At 70.5% G+C, this 14,451-nt stretch carries 12 protein-coding genes and 1 pseudogene; 7 read left to right on the top strand and 6 right to left on the bottom strand.

The window, feature by feature from the left end:
- Positions 1–275 precede the first annotated feature (275 nt).
- The 3 genes from ACZ592_RS06920 to ACZ592_RS06910 form a co-directional block, all read right to left on the bottom strand.
- Positions 276–479 carry a cold-shock protein gene (locus tag ACZ592_RS06920; protein ID WP_030788646.1) on the bottom strand — a complete coding sequence of 68 codons (204 nt, stop codon included), beginning with the start codon at positions 477–479 and terminating at the stop codon, positions 276–278.
- A 327-nt stretch (positions 480–806) separates the two neighbouring features.
- Positions 807–1,085 (bottom strand): MerR family transcriptional regulator, encoded by a 279-nt coding sequence (locus ACZ592_RS06915; protein WP_471580731.1) that lies wholly within the window; start codon positions 1,083–1,085, stop codon positions 807–809.
- Between the two features lie 206 nt (positions 1,086–1,291).
- On the bottom strand, positions 1,292–2,143 hold the full coding sequence (locus tag ACZ592_RS06910; protein ID WP_471580440.1) for a S1 family peptidase: 852 nt from the start codon (positions 2,141–2,143) through the stop codon (positions 1,292–1,294).
- A gap of 254 nt (positions 2,144–2,397) precedes the next feature.
- Between ACZ592_RS06910 and ACZ592_RS06905 the strand changes: the two genes are divergently transcribed.
- Both ACZ592_RS06905 and ACZ592_RS06900 read left to right on the top strand, forming a co-directional pair.
- Positions 2,398–3,609, top strand: coding sequence for a pyridoxal phosphate-dependent aminotransferase (locus ACZ592_RS06905; protein WP_471580439.1), 1,212 nt, complete (start codon positions 2,398–2,400; stop codon positions 3,607–3,609).
- Between the two features lie 91 nt (positions 3,610–3,700).
- Positions 3,701–4,111, top strand: a complete 411-nt coding sequence (locus ACZ592_RS06900; protein WP_471580438.1) for an SCO4983 family protein — start codon at positions 3,701–3,703, stop codon at positions 4,109–4,111.
- Between the two features lie 145 nt (positions 4,112–4,256).
- On the opposite strand, the gene ACZ592_RS06895 is transcribed toward ACZ592_RS06900, so the two are convergent.
- Together ACZ592_RS06895 and ACZ592_RS06890 are read right to left on the bottom strand one after the other, a co-directional pair.
- Positions 4,257–5,996, bottom strand: a complete 1,740-nt coding sequence (locus tag ACZ592_RS06895; protein ID WP_471580437.1) for an Ig-like domain repeat protein — start codon at positions 5,994–5,996, stop codon at positions 4,257–4,259.
- 167 nt (positions 5,997–6,163) lie between these two features.
- A complete protein-coding gene (locus ACZ592_RS06890) occupies positions 6,164–8,008 on the bottom strand; it encodes a phosphoenolpyruvate carboxykinase (GTP) (RefSeq protein ID WP_471580436.1) in 1,845 nt (614 codons plus the stop codon).
- A 284-nt stretch (positions 8,009–8,292) separates the two neighbouring features.
- Between ACZ592_RS06890 and trhA the strand changes: the two genes are divergently transcribed.
- From trhA to ACZ592_RS06875, 3 genes are all read left to right on the top strand, one after another.
- Positions 8,293–9,009 (top strand): PAQR family membrane homeostasis protein TrhA, encoded by a 717-nt coding sequence (gene trhA / locus ACZ592_RS06885; protein WP_471580435.1) that lies wholly within the window; start codon positions 8,293–8,295, stop codon positions 9,007–9,009.
- Between the two features lie 206 nt (positions 9,010–9,215).
- Positions 9,216–9,881, top strand: a complete 666-nt coding sequence (locus ACZ592_RS06880; RefSeq protein WP_471580434.1) for a TetR/AcrR family transcriptional regulator — start codon at positions 9,216–9,218, stop codon at positions 9,879–9,881.
- A gap of 4 nt (positions 9,882–9,885) precedes the next feature.
- Positions 9,886–10,629, top strand: coding sequence for a Mut7-C RNAse domain-containing protein (locus tag ACZ592_RS06875; protein ID WP_471580433.1), 744 nt, complete (start codon positions 9,886–9,888; stop codon positions 10,627–10,629).
- A 242-nt stretch (positions 10,630–10,871) separates the two neighbouring features.
- On the opposite strand, the pseudogene ACZ592_RS06870 reads toward ACZ592_RS06875, so the two are convergent.
- Positions 10,872–12,912 (bottom strand): annotated as a pseudogene (locus ACZ592_RS06870) (thioredoxin domain-containing protein).
- A gap of 291 nt (positions 12,913–13,203) precedes the next feature.
- On the opposite strand from ACZ592_RS06870, the gene ACZ592_RS06865 reads away from it, so the two are divergent.
- Positions 13,204–13,851 (top strand): hypothetical protein, encoded by a 648-nt coding sequence (locus tag ACZ592_RS06865; protein WP_471580432.1) that lies wholly within the window; start codon positions 13,204–13,206, stop codon positions 13,849–13,851.
- A gap of 119 nt (positions 13,852–13,970) precedes the next feature.
- Positions 13,971–14,228 (top strand): hypothetical protein, encoded by a 258-nt coding sequence (locus ACZ592_RS06860; RefSeq protein WP_471580431.1) that lies wholly within the window; start codon positions 13,971–13,973, stop codon positions 14,226–14,228.
- Positions 14,229–14,451 lie beyond the last annotated feature (223 nt).

The following is a 14,451-nucleotide window of genomic DNA, read 5'->3' as shown; positions in this document are numbered from 1 at the left end:
AGAACCTTCCTCGATGCGGCGCGTATCGAGGAATTCTCGCCGGGCACCGACCGGTGCCGAGAATCGCAGGTACGGCCGGAAATGAAAAACAATCCCGGCCACCGGAATGCAATTCCGTCGGGGCCGGCTGAAAAGCGGCGCGCCGTCCGACGGCGCGCGTCGGGGCATGGTCCGCTTCGAACCACCGCGCCCTCGGGGGATGTTCTCCCCGAAAACGCAACGAGCTGGGGCCCGCACCCACGGTGCGGGCCCCAGCTACGAAGTACGCGTCAGCGTCAGGCGGGAACGATGTTCTCGGCCTGCGGGCCCTTCTGGCCCTGCGTGACGTCGAAGGTCACCTTCTGGCCCTCCTGCAGCTCACGGAAGCCCTGGGTGGCGATGTTCGAGTAGTGAGCGAAGACGTCGGCGCCGCCGCCCTCCTGCTCGATGAAGCCGAAGCCCTTTTCCGCGTTGAACCACTTCACGGTGCCAGTAGCCATGTCATATCTCCTTCGGGGCAGTGCCCGGGAGCCCACACTGTGCGGACTCCACGTCGCCGCGATGATTACCCCGTCCGGAAATGACCGGCAATACAAAGTGCCCCTGTCGACACATTAAGTCGACTGGAGCACTCGGAGTCTCTGGGAACCACAACTGCAACTGAATTCGACACTAGCACGCCGTCGACATCCGTGCATGATTTTCCCCGGCGATCTACGTCCGCCGAAAAATAAACCACCCTCGGCACGCCATCTCCACGCGAAACTCTGCATTTGCCGTCACAGATATGCGGCATCGGTCGGCGCGGACCTTCGCGGGCGGCGCGCTCAGGCCCGGCTCGCCGCCCCGGACCCGCCCTTGCCGCGCAGCTCCTCGTTGAGGCGCAGCGCCTCTTCGAGCTGGTCCTCCAGGATCACGATGCGGCAGGCCGCGTCGACCGGGGTTCCCTGGTCGACGAGCTCCCGGGCCCGCGAGGCGATGCGCAGCTGGTAGCGGGAGTAGCGGCGGTGGCCGCCCTCGGAGCGCAGCGGGGTGATCAGCCGGGCGTCGCCGACGGCCCGGAGGAAGGCGGGGGTGGCACCGATCAGCTCGGCGGCCCGGCCCATCGTGTAGGCGGGGTAGTCGTCGTCATCGAGCCGGTCCGGGCCGTGCGAGGAGGTCACCGGGGGAACGCTACCAACGGCACCGGCTCATGTCTGCTTCGGCCGTGACAGGTTTGCCGTACGGCCATACGGGTGGGCGCGTCGGTCCGACCGGGGCCGGCGTGACGTGCGCGTCGGCCCCGGCGGGAATCCCGAGTGGCTCTGCGGTGCTACTTGACCCCGGCCGGCTTGGGCAGCGCGCAGCCCTCGCGGCTCAGGTCGATCTTGTTGCCGGCACCGACGCACGGCACGATCCAGTAGGTCTGCTGGGCGTAGTTGATGCCCTTGCGGACCGTGACCTTGCCGGTCTCGTCGACCTCGCACGGGTTGTTGTCCGTGCAGCGGGCGCCGTCCTCATTGCCGGTGTTGTTGACGGCGACGACCTTGCCGGTCGCGTCGTCGATCACCGGCGAGCCCGAGGTGCCGCCGATCGTCTGGCAGGCGGGGGTGTAGCGGACCGAGTCCTTCCAGGTCCAGCTCCCCTCCTTCAGGCGGTAGGCGAAGCCGTCGACGTTGCACTTGTAGAGCTTCTTCCAGTACCCGGAGGCGACGGTGATCGCCCGGCCCTGCTGGGGCCGCGCGCTGTTCAGCTCCAGCGCCTTGATGCCGTACCGGCTCTCGATGTCGCTGTAGGTGCTGGTGAGTTGGTAGAGCGATATGTCGGTGTCGGTCATCGTGCCGTACGCGATCTTGCTGGCGCGGACGGTGCCCGCGTTGCCGCCCGAGGCGTTGAGCAGCGTGAAGCTCCGGGTCGACGCCTTGTTGACGATCACCTGGCCGGGCGCGGGAAAGCCGCTCTCCAGGCAGTGGCCGTTGGACAGGACCAGCGCGGGGTCGCCGGGCTTGGAGTCGGGTACGCGGACCACGGAACCGGAACAGTTGCTGAGTGCGACGGTCCCGGCGAAATTGACCGCCTGGACCTTCGGCTGGGCAGGGCTCTCGTTGCTGACGGCTGTCGCAGGCGCGGCGGTCGCTCCCAGGATCAGGGCGGCGAAGCACGCACCGACGAGAGGCTTCTTCATGTGGGGGTCCCCTCAGAGTGGCGGTGTGACCGAAGTGACATCGGTTTTGTCATGCGCATTGTTGAGGCCCCCGGGCCCCCGGGACAAGACCGCATACGGACAGAACTGACCGCTGACAGAACACTTTTGGGGCTCATCAGGCCCCACGGCCCTCCCCTGCCCGCCCAGGGAGGACCCCCGCCCCGCCCGCGCCCCGGACGGCGAACCGCAAAAGGAACGGCGCCCCCACCGCCCGACCGCGTACGCTCGCCGACATGCAGGTGATCCAGTCGACGAAGCTCTCCAACGTCTGTTACGAGATCCGGGGCCCGGTGCTCGAGGAGGCGATGCGGCTGGAGGCGGCCGGACACCGCATCCTGAAGCTCAACACCGGCAACCCCGCCGCCTTCGGCTTCGAGTGCCCGCCCGAGATCCTGGAGGACATCCTCCGCAACGTCGGCGACGCGCACGGCTACGGCGACGCGAAGGGCCTGCTCGCGGCCCGTCGCGCGGTCGTGATGCACAACCAGACCCTGGGCATCGAGACCGACGTCGAGCACGTCTACATCGGCAACGGCGTCTCCGAGCTCATCGTGATGGCCATGCAGGGCCTGCTCGACGACGGCGACGAGGTCCTCGTACCGGCGCCCGACTACCCCCTGTGGACCGCGGCCGTGTCGCTGTCCGGCGGCACCGCCGTGCACTACCGGTGTGACGAGCAGGCGGACTGGATGCCGGACCTCGCCGACATCGAGCGCAAGATCACCGACCGCACCAAGGCGCTCGTGATCATCAACCCGAACAACCCGACCGGCGCCGTCTACGACGAGGCGATGCTGCGCGGCCTCACCGACATCGCGCGCCGCCACAACCTCCTGGTCTGCTCGGACGAGATCTACGACAAGATCCTTTACGACGGCGCGACCCACACCCCGACCGCCGCCGTCGCCCCCGACCTGCTGACCCTCACCTTCAACGGCATGTCGAAGGCGTACCGGGTCGCGGGCTACCGCGTCGGCTGGATGTCGATCTCGGGCCCCAAGGCGCACGCCTCCTCGTACATCGAGGGGCTGACGATCCTCGCCAACATGCGCCTGTGCGCGAACATGCCGGGCCAGCACGGCGTCGTCGCGGCGCTGAGCGGGCGGCAGACGATCAACGATCTCGTCCTGCCGGGCGGCCGGCTCCTGGAGCAGCGCGACACGGCGTACGACCTGCTCACGCAGATCCCCGGGGTGACCTGCGTGAAGCCGAAGGGGTCGCTCTATCTCTTCCCCCGGCTCGACCCGAAGGTCTTCAAGATCAAGGACGACCGGCAGATGGTCCTCGACCTGCTGCGGGCCGAGAAGATCATGGTCGTGCACGGCACGGGCTTCAACTGGACCGAGCCCGACCACTTCCGCGTGGTGACGCTGCCGACCGCGACGGACCTCGCGGAGGCGGTCACCCGGATCGGGAACTTCCTGGACGGCTACAGCCAGCCCTGACCTGCACCGATCCCACACCCTTGGGCCTGACTCAACTTTAGACAGAATCTAAGCTAGGATGGCTTTCAAGCAACCGGTTGGAGGCCATCCCATGTACGAGCCGATCCGCACCAAGTCGGTCCACACGATGGCCGACGACCTGAGCTACCCGCACCGCTCCCGCGAGGAGGAGCTGGACATCCAGCTCGCGGGGCACCTCGCCGCACTGCTCGCCGTCACCGACGAACTGCGCGCGCTCGCCCCGTCCGACGAACTGGACACCGCCGCCGAGCGCCTCGCACGCCAGGTCGCGCGAGTGCGCGGCGGCGTGCCTCCCGTGCGCTCCGCCGTCGCGGGCGCCATCCACGAACCCCACCTCACCGCCCTCCACCAGCGCGCCCACGCCCTCGCGGGCCGCGCCCTGGTCGTGGCGGCCTCCCGTGCCGACACCGCGGCGGCGATCCTGGCCGCCGAGCGCATGGACGCCCACGCGGACGCCACGCGCCTGGTCGGCGCCTCCTGAACGGCCCCGGTCCGCGGCCGGCGAGGCCGCGGACCGGGCGCCACCAACGGGGCGACGGCTGGGGGTACCCGTCGCCCGGCCGGTGCTCTGCGCACCCGGACGGCGCTCTTCGAACCGGGCGCCTCATCCGGGTGGCGGTGGGCGGCTAGCCGGTGATCTTCACCGTGGCGGTCGCGGACGAGGACGCGTGCAGGGCGTCACCGCCGTAGCTCACCTCGTAGACCGTCCTGCCCCGCTTGTTCGGCAGGTCCTTGATCCTGAACGTGCCGTCGGCCGCGACCGCCGCCGACGTCAGCTCACCCGTGGCACCGGACTTGTCGGTCCGCGTCACCTTCAGGTCGATCCCGGAGGGCAGCGCGCGCCCCTGACCGGTGAGCCTGCCGGTGATCGCGACGCCGCCCGTGCGGGTCGCCTCGGCGGGCGCGGTCAGTTCGATCGCCGTCGGAGCCTTGGCCACATCGACCGTGACCGTGACGTCCTCGGCGGGCCGGTGCGTGACATCGCCGAGGAACCGCAGCGTGTACGTCGCCGCGCCGACGCGGTCCGGCACGTCCAGGACGGTGAAGGTGCCGTCGGCGGCGACCCTGGCGTCCGCCACCTCCTGGGTGCCGCCGGTGTCCTTGCGGACCGCGGCCACCTTCACGGGCCCCGCGGGCACGGGCCCGTCCAGCTCCAACCGGCCCCGGATGCCGAGCGGTTCACCGACGACGGGCCGCGCGGGCGTCGTACCGAGGGTGCCGGTGAAGCGCGCGTCGTACTGCGCGGCGGGCGGCTTGATGACGTGCAGCCAGTGACCCTCGTGGCCGTCCGAGGTGACCGCGAAGAGCCGTGAACCGTCCCTGGCCCAGGCGAGCCCCTGCGGCGCGACCCGCAGGCCGTCGAGCTCGTCCTCGAAGGCGAACTCCAGGGCGGTGGTGCCCTTGGCCGGGTCGGCGGGCTGGATCAGCAGGTCCGGCGTGCTGCCGGAGGCGACCGCGCCGCGCGCGACGTACTTCCCGTCGCCGCTGAACGCCACCGCCGAAGCGGTCGCGCCCTCCGCCAGCGGCTGGTAGCCGGCCGGGGCGTCCGCGAGGTCTCCCGCGTCGAGCAGCCGGGTGCCGTACGCCGCGTCGGCCACGGCGATCCGCTTGCCGTCGGCGCTCTGGGCGATGTCCTTGAGGTCGAGCGCGCCCTTGCCCTCGGCGTCCGCGAACCGCCGCGAGGGGCCCCGCACCAGGCTGTCGCCGCCCGCGTCGAACGTGGTGAGGAACGCGTCGGTCCCCGCGCCCGCGCCCGCCTGCCCCGTCACGAGCCGGTCCGGCGCGCCGGGTCCGGACTCCAGCCGGAGCCGCCCGCGGGCACCCCAGCCGGTGGGGAGCGGAGCGGGGCTCGCGACCTGGTCCAGCGTGGTGTAGTTGTCGGTGTTGTCGCAGTCCGCGTCGTTGTACGGCGTCTCGGTGAAGTACGTCTTGCCGCCCGCGACGGCCAGCTCACGGCCGCAGTTGACGTCGTAGGACGTGTAGGAGGCGCCGGTCGGGGCCTGCGTCGCCGTGTCGAACGTCAGCATGCGGTTGCTCTGCGACACGTGCAGGGTCGCACCGTCCGCGCTGAGCGCCAGGCCGGACACGGGACCGTCGGTGGGCAGCGAACCCACTTTCTGGCCCTGGAAGTTGTAGACGAGGACCGCGCTCTTGCCGCTGCGCCTGGTGCCGTCGGTGAGGTAGAGCCGCTCGTGCGCGTCGTCGACCACCAGCGCCGCGAACGACGAGATCGGCAGCTTGGCCGTCTCGTCCGACGCGGTCGCCGCGGTCGCGGCGGGCGCCCCCACGCCCACCATGCCTGCCGAGCCGAGCACCACCGCGAGCGCGGCCCCCGTACCCCGTCTCCATCGCTGACTGTTCTTCAACTGTGCCCCCCGTACGTCTATTTGAGGCCCGACGCCGACCGGCCGGCCCTCGTGCGGGGCCATTGAAGCATGTGTGGGGCATGTGAAGGCAAGGTGCACAAGATGCGGATGTACGCGGACGGGCCCCGCACGCCGTCGTGCGGGGCCCGTCCGGGATGCGCGGGATGTCAGCCGAGGCGCTGCACCAGCGCGCGGTACTCGTCCCACAGCTCCTTGGGCGCGTGGTCGCCGAAGGTGTTCAGGTGCTCGGGGACCAGCGAGGCCTCCTCCCGCCAGACCTCCTTGTCGACCGTGAGCAGGAACTCCAGGTCGTCCTTGGCCAGGTCGAGGCCCTCGGTGTCGAGCGAGTCGACCGTCGGCAGGATGCCGATGGGGGTCTCGACACCCTCGGCCCTGCCGTCGAGGCGGTCCACGATCCACTTCAGGACGCGGGAGTTCTCACCGAATCCGGGCCACACGAACTTGCCGTCCGCGTTCTTCCGGAACCAGTTCACGTAGTAGATCTTCGGGAGCTTGGACTGGTCGGGCTTGTCCGCGCCGACCTTGACCCAGTGGGCCATGTAGTCGCCCATGTTGTAGCCGCAGAACGGCAGCATGGCGAACGGGTCGCGGCGCAGCTCGCCGACCTTGCCCTCGGCCGCCGCCGTCTTCTCGCTCGCCACGTTCGCGCCGAGGAAGACGCCGTGCTGCCAGTCGAAGGACTCCGTCACCAGCGGCACGGCCGAGGCGCGGCGGCCGCCGAAGAGGATCGCCGAGATCGGCACGCCCTTGGGGTCCTCCCACTCGGGCGCGATGATCGGGCACTGCGAGGCGGGCGTGGTGAAGCGGGCGTTCGGGTGGGCCGCGGGGACGCCCGACTCCGGGGTCCAGTCGTTGCCCTTCCAGTCGGTGAGGTGGGCGGGAGTCTCCTCCGTCATGCCCTCCCACCAGACGTCGTTGTCGTCGGTGAGCGCGACGTTCGTGAAGACGGAGTTGCCCCACAGGGTCTTCATGGCGTTGGCGTTGGTGTGCTCACCGGTGCCGGGCGCGACGCCGAAGAAGCCGGCCTCGGGGTTGATCGCGTAGAGCCGGCCGTCCTCGCCGAAGCGCATCCAGGCGATGTCGTCGCCGATGGTCTCGACCGTCCAGCCGGAGATCGTGGGCTCCAGCATGGCGAGGTTCGTCTTGCCGCAGGCGCTCGGGAAGGCCGCGGCGACGTACTTCGACTCGCCCTGCGGCGGGGTCAGCTTGAGGATGAGCATGTGCTCGGCGAGCCAGCCCTCGTCGCGGGCCATGACGGAGGCGATGCGCAGGGCGTAGCACTTCTTGCCGAGCAGCGCGTTGCCGCCGTAGCCCGAGCCGTAGGACCAGATCTCGCGGTCCTCGGGGAAGTGCGAGATGTACTTGGTGGTGTTGCAGGGCCACGGCACGTCGGCCTCGCCCTCCTGGAGGGGGGCGCCCAGGGTGTGCACGGCCTTCACGAAGAAGCCGTCCGTGCCGAGCTCGTCCAGGACCGCCTGGCCCATGCGGGTCATGGTGCGCATGGAGACGGCGACGTACGCGGAGTCGGTGATCTCGACGCCGATCGCGGACAGCGGCGAGCCGACCGGGCCCATGCAGAAGGGCACGACGTACATCGTGCGGCCGCGCATCGAGCCGCGGAAGATGCCTTCCTGCCCGTCCTTGCCCTGGAAGATCTCCCGCATCTCGGCGGGGGCCTTCCAGTGGTTGGTCGGGCCCGCGTCCTCCTCCTGCTCGGAGCAGATGAAGGTGCGGTCCTCGACGCGCGCGACGTCGTTCGGGTCGGAGGCCGCGTAGTACGAGTTCGGGCGCTTGACCGGGTCGAGCTTCTTGAACGTGCCCTTGGCGACGAGCTCCTCGCACAGGCGCTCGTACTCGGCCTCGGAGCCGTCGCACCAGACCACACGGTCCGGCTGCGTCAGCTCGGCGATCTCGGTGACCCAGGAGACCAGCTCCTGGTGGTTGGTCGGGGCAGTGCCCACGGACAGGGGAGCCGCGATGTCGCGCGCCACGATTGCTCCTAATCGAGGGGTTTTTGGAATGTATGCCCCGTGGGGGCTGCGACCCGGACGCTTCACGTGTACGAACTTTGGCGCTCATCCGGTGCCGACCGCACTCATTTGATCATCCGACGCGGATGCCCATCTGTCCAGAGGGCCTCACACCTGAGCGGCGTGAGCATCGCCACTTGCACGGGTGTCGGCACTTGTACGGGTACGGGCGCCCACGCACTGGTTCCGCCCCTATGTCGCCCGACTGATACCCGGCTTACGGGCCCGTAGGTACGATGCCGTCCATGACCGCCTCCGTCCCCGAAGCGATCCCGCAATCCGCGGGCGTGCCCTCCCCCGCCGCGTCCCAGGACCCCCTGCCGCTCCCGGCGAAGCCGAAGATGCGCGGCTGGCTGCACGCCGGCATGTTTCCCGCGGTACTGGTGTCCGGCCTGGTGCTCACCGCCCTCGCGGACTCCCCGCGCGGCCGCGTGGCCTGCGGCATCTTCGCCCTCTCGGCCTGTCTGCTGTTCGGCGTGAGCGCGCTCTACCACCGGGGCGACTGGGGGCCCAGAGCCGACCGCGTCCTGCGCAGGCTCGACCACTCCAACATCTTCCTGATCATCGCGGGCACCTACACGCCGCTGACGCTGCTGCTCCTGCCCGAGGCGACGGGACAGTGGCTGCTCTGGGGCATCTGGGGAGCGGCCCTCGCGGGCATCGCCTTCCGGGTCTTCTGGGTCGGCGCCCCGCGCTGGCTCTACACGCCGTGCTACATCGCGATGGGCTGGGCCGCGGTCTTCTTCCTGCCGGACTTCATGCACAAGGGCGGCATCGCGGTCCTCGTCCTGGTGATCGTCGGCGGGCTGCTCTACAGCGCGGGCGGCGTGATCTACGGCATCAAGCGCCCCAACCCCTCCCCCCGCTTCTTCGGTTTCCACGAGGTCTTCCACTCGCTGACGCTCGCGGCCTTCGCCGTGCACTACGTCGGCATCTCCCTGGTGGCCTACCAGCACGGCTGACCCACCCTCCTCCTTTCTCAGTGGCCGCGGCTCCCCAGCCGCGGCCACTCTTTTGCGCGCCCGCCGGACGGCGGACGGGGGCAGATACCGACAGCTACTCCTTTTTGAGGTCTGCTCTCACTTCATTGCTGCTGTCACTCCCTCGCCCGCCGCCGCCCGGCCCCTGACGTGGCCGGACCGGCGGCCGATGCCCGACAATGAACGCCATGACGGCCGCACGGACCCCCACCGCCGAGACCGCCCCCCAGCCGGGGCTGCGCGAACGGAAGAAGCTCAAGACCCGCCTGGCGATCCGCGAGGCGACCTACGAGCTGATCAAGGAGCAGGGGTACGAGGCGACGACGGTCGAGCAGATCGCGGAGGCGGCGGAGGTCTCCCCCTCCACCGTCTTCCGCTACTTCCCGACCAAGGAGGACATCGTCCTCACCGACGAGTTCGACCCCTTCCTGGAGGGCGAGCTGCGCGGGCGGCCCGCCGACGAGCCCATCGTGGAGTCCCTGCGGCACGTGCTGCGGCGGGGACTCCACGATGGGCTCGGCTTCGCGGAGGAGCCCGAGGTCTCGCGGCTGCGGACGAAGCTGATGACCGAGGTGCCCGCCGTGCGCTCGCGGATGCTGGAGAGCATGTCGGTCACCGGCCGCATGCTGTGCCGCGTCATCGCGGAGCGCACCGGCCGCGAGCCCGGCGACCTGGAGGTGCGGACGTTCTCCATGGGGCTGATCGGCGCGCTCACCGAGACCGCCGCGTACTGGGCGGAGCACGACCACGAGGACGACCTCACCGACCTCGTGGACCGGACCCTGTCCATGCTCACCAGCGGTTTCACGGGCGGGAAAATCCCCGGTAACGCCCTCCCCACCGTGCCATCCTGACGGCATGAACGGTCCGGAGATCCTTCTCGGCTTCGCCCCCGAACTGGGGATTTTCGTCTCGCGCGAGCGCAGGGGCGCCCCCACCGGAGCAGTTACCGACGGCGCGTCCACGCTCGGGCACGTCGTCGAGTCGCTCGGCGTCCCGCTGACGGAGGTCGGCGCGCTCGTGGTCGACGGCCGCGAGGTCGCCGCCGGACACGTCCCCGCGGCGGGCGAGAGCGTCACGGTGTGCGCGGTGCCCCGCCCCCAGCCCGTGCCCGGCGCCCCGCTCCGCTTCCTCCTGGACGTCCATCTGGGCACGCTGGCCCGGAGGCTGCGGCTCCTGGGCGTGGACGCGGCGTACGAGAGCACGGACATCGGCGATCCGGCGCTCGCCGCACGCTCGGCGGCCGAGCGGCGCGTCCTGCTGAGCCGAGACCGAGGGCTGCTGCGCCGCCGCGAGCTGTGGGCGGGCGCGTACGTCTACAGCGACCGCCCCGACGACCAACTCCGCGACGTCCTGGGCCGCTTCGCCCCCGCCCTGCATCCGTGGACCCGCTGCGGCGCCTGCAACGGCACGCTGCGCCCCGCCACGAAGGAGGAGGTCGCGGACCGTCTGGAAGGCGGCACGCAAGGCACGTACGACGTGTTCGCCCAGTGCACTCGATGCCCCCGCGTCTTCTGGCGCGGCGCCCACCACGACCGCCTGGAGGCCATCGTGAACCGCGCGGTGGCGGAGTTCGGCACGGCGCCGTCCCCGGCGCCGTAGGGCACCGCGCCGAGGACCGGCCGGGGGCCGTCCGGCGTCGTCCGGCTCGAACGCCCTGGCCACCGCGAGGCTGTCCAGGCTGTCCTCGTACACGTGGTGCTCCGCCGACGACGGCGCGGGTGTCGTGGGACGTGGGGGCGGTGGTCAGGACCGGCCTCTCGGTTCCGGCCCGCGTCCTTCCGGCGCGGGAAGATCACCGGTCTGTCGGCCACGGGCCGGGCGGCGGCCCGGCGGGAAACCTCTCAGGACAGCAGTCCCGCGAGGACCGCCGGATCCGTGGTCGGTGCGTCGCAGACGAAGTCGCGGCAGACGTAGGCCGTCGGGCGGCCCCCGACCTCGGGGCGGTCCGCGAGGAGGGGGAGTTCGGCGGCGTCCGGCGGGCCCGCCGCGACCACCGCGCCCGGCGCCGTGCCGAGCAGCGCCGTGCGGTGCAGGTCGCCGAGGAGGTCCCCGACCACCGCCACCTCGCGGGGGCCGTCCAGCGCCGCCTCGGCGACCGCGAGGCCGTGCCCGATGAAGCGCGGGACGCGCGGGCCCAGCGCCTTGACGATGCCGAGCGCGCGCTCCGCCGCGGTGCGGTGCGGCTCGGCGCCCGTGTGCGCCGCGTAGGACAGGAGGGCGCCCGCGGCCGCCGTCCAGCCGGAGGGCGCCGCGTTGTCCGTGGGGTCCTGCGGGCGCCGGATGAGCTGCTCCGCGTCGGCCGCCGTGTCGTACAGCGCGCCGCTGTCCGCGTCCACGAACTGGGCGAGGACGTGGTCCAGGAGGAAGCCGGCGAACTCCAGCCACACGCCCTCCCCGGTGACCGAGGCCAGCGCGAGGAAGCCCTCGGCCACGTCCGCGTAGTCCTCCAGGACGCCCGCGTTGGCGCCGGCCTGCCCGTCCTTGGAGGTGCGGGTCAGGCGTGCGCGGGTGTCCATGTGGAGCCGTACGAGGAGATCGCCCGCGCCCACGGCGGCCGCGATCAGGTCCGGCCGGTCGAAGTACGCGCCGACCTCCGCGAGCGCGGCGACGGCGAGGCCGTTCCAGGCGGCGACCACCTTGTCGTCCCGGCCGGGAGCGGGTCGCTCGGCGCGGGCGGCGAGGAGCCGCTCACGGACGGAGGAGAGCCGGGCGGCGTCCGCCAACGGCCCCTCCCGCTGTGGCAGTTGCAGTACCGAGGCGCCCTTCTCGAAGGTGCCTTCCTCCGTCACGCCGAAGCAGGCCGTCGCCAGCTCCGCGTCGTCCTCGCCCAGGACGTCCCGCAACTCCTCGGGCGTCCACACGTAGTACGCGCCCTCGACGTGCGCGCCCGTCGCCGGGTCCTCGCTGTCCGCGTCGAGCGCGGAGGCGAAACCGCCCTCGTTGGTGCGCAGTTCGCGGACCATGAAGTCCGCAGTCTCCAGGGCGATGCGGCGCGCGAGCTCCGATCCGGTGGCCCGCCACAAATGGGCGTAGGCACGGCACAGCAGCGCGTTGTCGTACAGCATCTTCTCGAAGTGCGGCACGATCCACTCGCGGTCCACGGAGTAGCGCGCGAAGCCGCCGCCGAGCTGGTCGTAGATGCCGCCGCGCGCCATCCGCTCACAGGTGTCCGCGGCCATCTGCAGCGCGCCCTCGGAGCCGGTGCGGGCGTAGTGCCGCAGCAGGAACTCGATCGCCATGGACGGCGGGAACTTGGGCGCGCCGCCGAAGCCGCCGTGCGCCGCGTCGTAGTCGCGGGTCAGGCCGAGCAGCGCCTGGGCGAGCTCGTCCTCGCCGGGCTTCTCGTCGGAGGTGTGCGTGAGCTGCCGCTCCCCGAGATCCCGCACGATCTTGCCCGCGACCTCGGCGACCTCGCCGCGCCGGTCCGTCCACGCCCGGTGGACGCCGTCGAGGACCTGCGGGAAGGACGGCATGCCGTGGCGGGGCTCCGGCGGGAAGTACGTACCGAAGTAGAAGGGTTCGGCGTCGGCGGTCAGGAAGACGGTCATGGGCCAGCCGCCCTGGCCCGTCGCGGCCTGCACGGCTTCCATGTAGACGGCGTCGACGTCGGGCCGCTCCTCGCGGTCGACCTTGATGTTCACGAACTTCTCGTTCATGACCGCGGCGGTCGCCTCGTCCTCGAAGGACTCGTGCGCCATGACGTGGCACCAATGACTACTGGCAGAAGCATAAGTGGCAGGACGCATAACCCACACTCAAAAGAATGGGTACGTCCCGCCGCTTCGCTTCCGCCATCGCCTCCTCTCCCCATGGCCACCAATCCACTGGGTTGGAGGCGTGCTGGAGGAGATACGGCGACTGGGAGTTGGCCAGTCGATTCATACCGGCATCGTCGCACACCGGGGACCTTCCAGCCCTGCATTTCGAGGCCGGAACGTCCTCTTCAGCGTGGGGACGGAGGCCAAGGCATGACCGACGAGTACCCCTTCGCCGAACCGTTCGGGCCGATCTACGAGCGCCCGCGGCCGGCGGACTGTCCGATCGAGAAGGACTACGGGATCAAGCCCCCGGACCTGCAACTACACGGCGAAGAACCTCCACGAGCACGACGGTCGCTCCACGACCACCGACACGAACACCACCGGGATCCTCCCCGGCCGCGCCTACGCCGCCGTGGGCAAGAAACCAGAAATCACCAACACCAACGGCTATCCGGCCTCCGGCACCGACGGCAAGTGCGTCGCCGCCACCTACAGCGCGGGCGGCTCCATCGGCTATCGGCCCATGCTCGCCGACGACGGCATCCAGCAGGAGATGGGCCGCTGGCGCAGGGAAGCCGACGCGGAGCACACGGCGGTGCCCCCGGCCGTGCGCGACCTCATGGGCGAGATCTACAACAGCTTCTTCAAGGCCGGAAAGACGGGATCCCTCTTCAATACGGCCCCGCCCATCTGGCACGAGTTGAACTTCCAGTCCTGCTCCGACGGCAAGATCCGCAAGCGGAACAGCGAGGACCCAGGGAGCACCATCCTCCGCTCCAGCTTCATGCCCAGCCAGTACCTGTACAGGAACGGCTCGGCCATGGCACAGGATGGCAGTCCCTCCTTCCTGACCGGCCCAATCCACAAGGGCGACTTCAAGGCTTTCAGCCGGGTCGCGACGTCGGACGGGTCCGACATGCCCTACGCCCACTGTGCTCAGACCAGCGGGCACGGCGGAAACCCGTGGGGCATCGACATCCTGGACGGCGCCGGCGCAGACCCAGAAGGCCACACGTGCTTCAAGCTGGAGAAGGGCGATCCGGACTACAGCAGTCCCTGAGCCCTTCCGGCGGCCAGTTCCTGATTCTGAAGAACACCAGCTGACATAGCGGGGGCCGGGCGGACCGGAGAATAGGTCCGCCCGGCCCCCGAGCCGCCCTCACTACATGAAGGCACTCCATGTTCCTGATCCCTCTCGTCGCCTTTCTCCTGTGGATCGGCTGGACCGTTCTGGCCTACCTGAAGGTCCGCAATCCACACGCTGCCGTCGTGCTGTCCGGCGTCGTCTTGCTCGTCAGCATCGCCACAGTGATCCTCGGAGCTGTCTCGGGCGCGGGAAAGACCGCGGCTCTCCTCGTGGGGCCGGGAGCGATCTTGGCTGCGATACGGCTGCGGCAAGGAATGCGGGTCCTGCCCAAGAAGCGCCCGGGATCCTGATACCTGGGGCGGCTGTCACGGAAGTACGACGCCGAACGCCTGCCGCCACGTTCGCCTACGCGGGCATCGACATCGAATCCCAGGGCCTGTTCGCCGACACCCGACGGCGCCGGCACCCCTCTCTCCCCCACCCGGTCCGCCCCGCCCGGCACGCACGGCCGGGGCTGATCCGCCGACTCCCTCGCGTCCGCGCCCCGCACGCAGGACACTTGTCACCGCAGGC

The organism is Streptomyces sp. NPDC040622 (genome assembly GCF_055593965.1).
The sequence above is the reverse complement of the archived record's forward strand: the minus strand, read 5'-3'. Positions and strand labels throughout refer to the sequence as shown.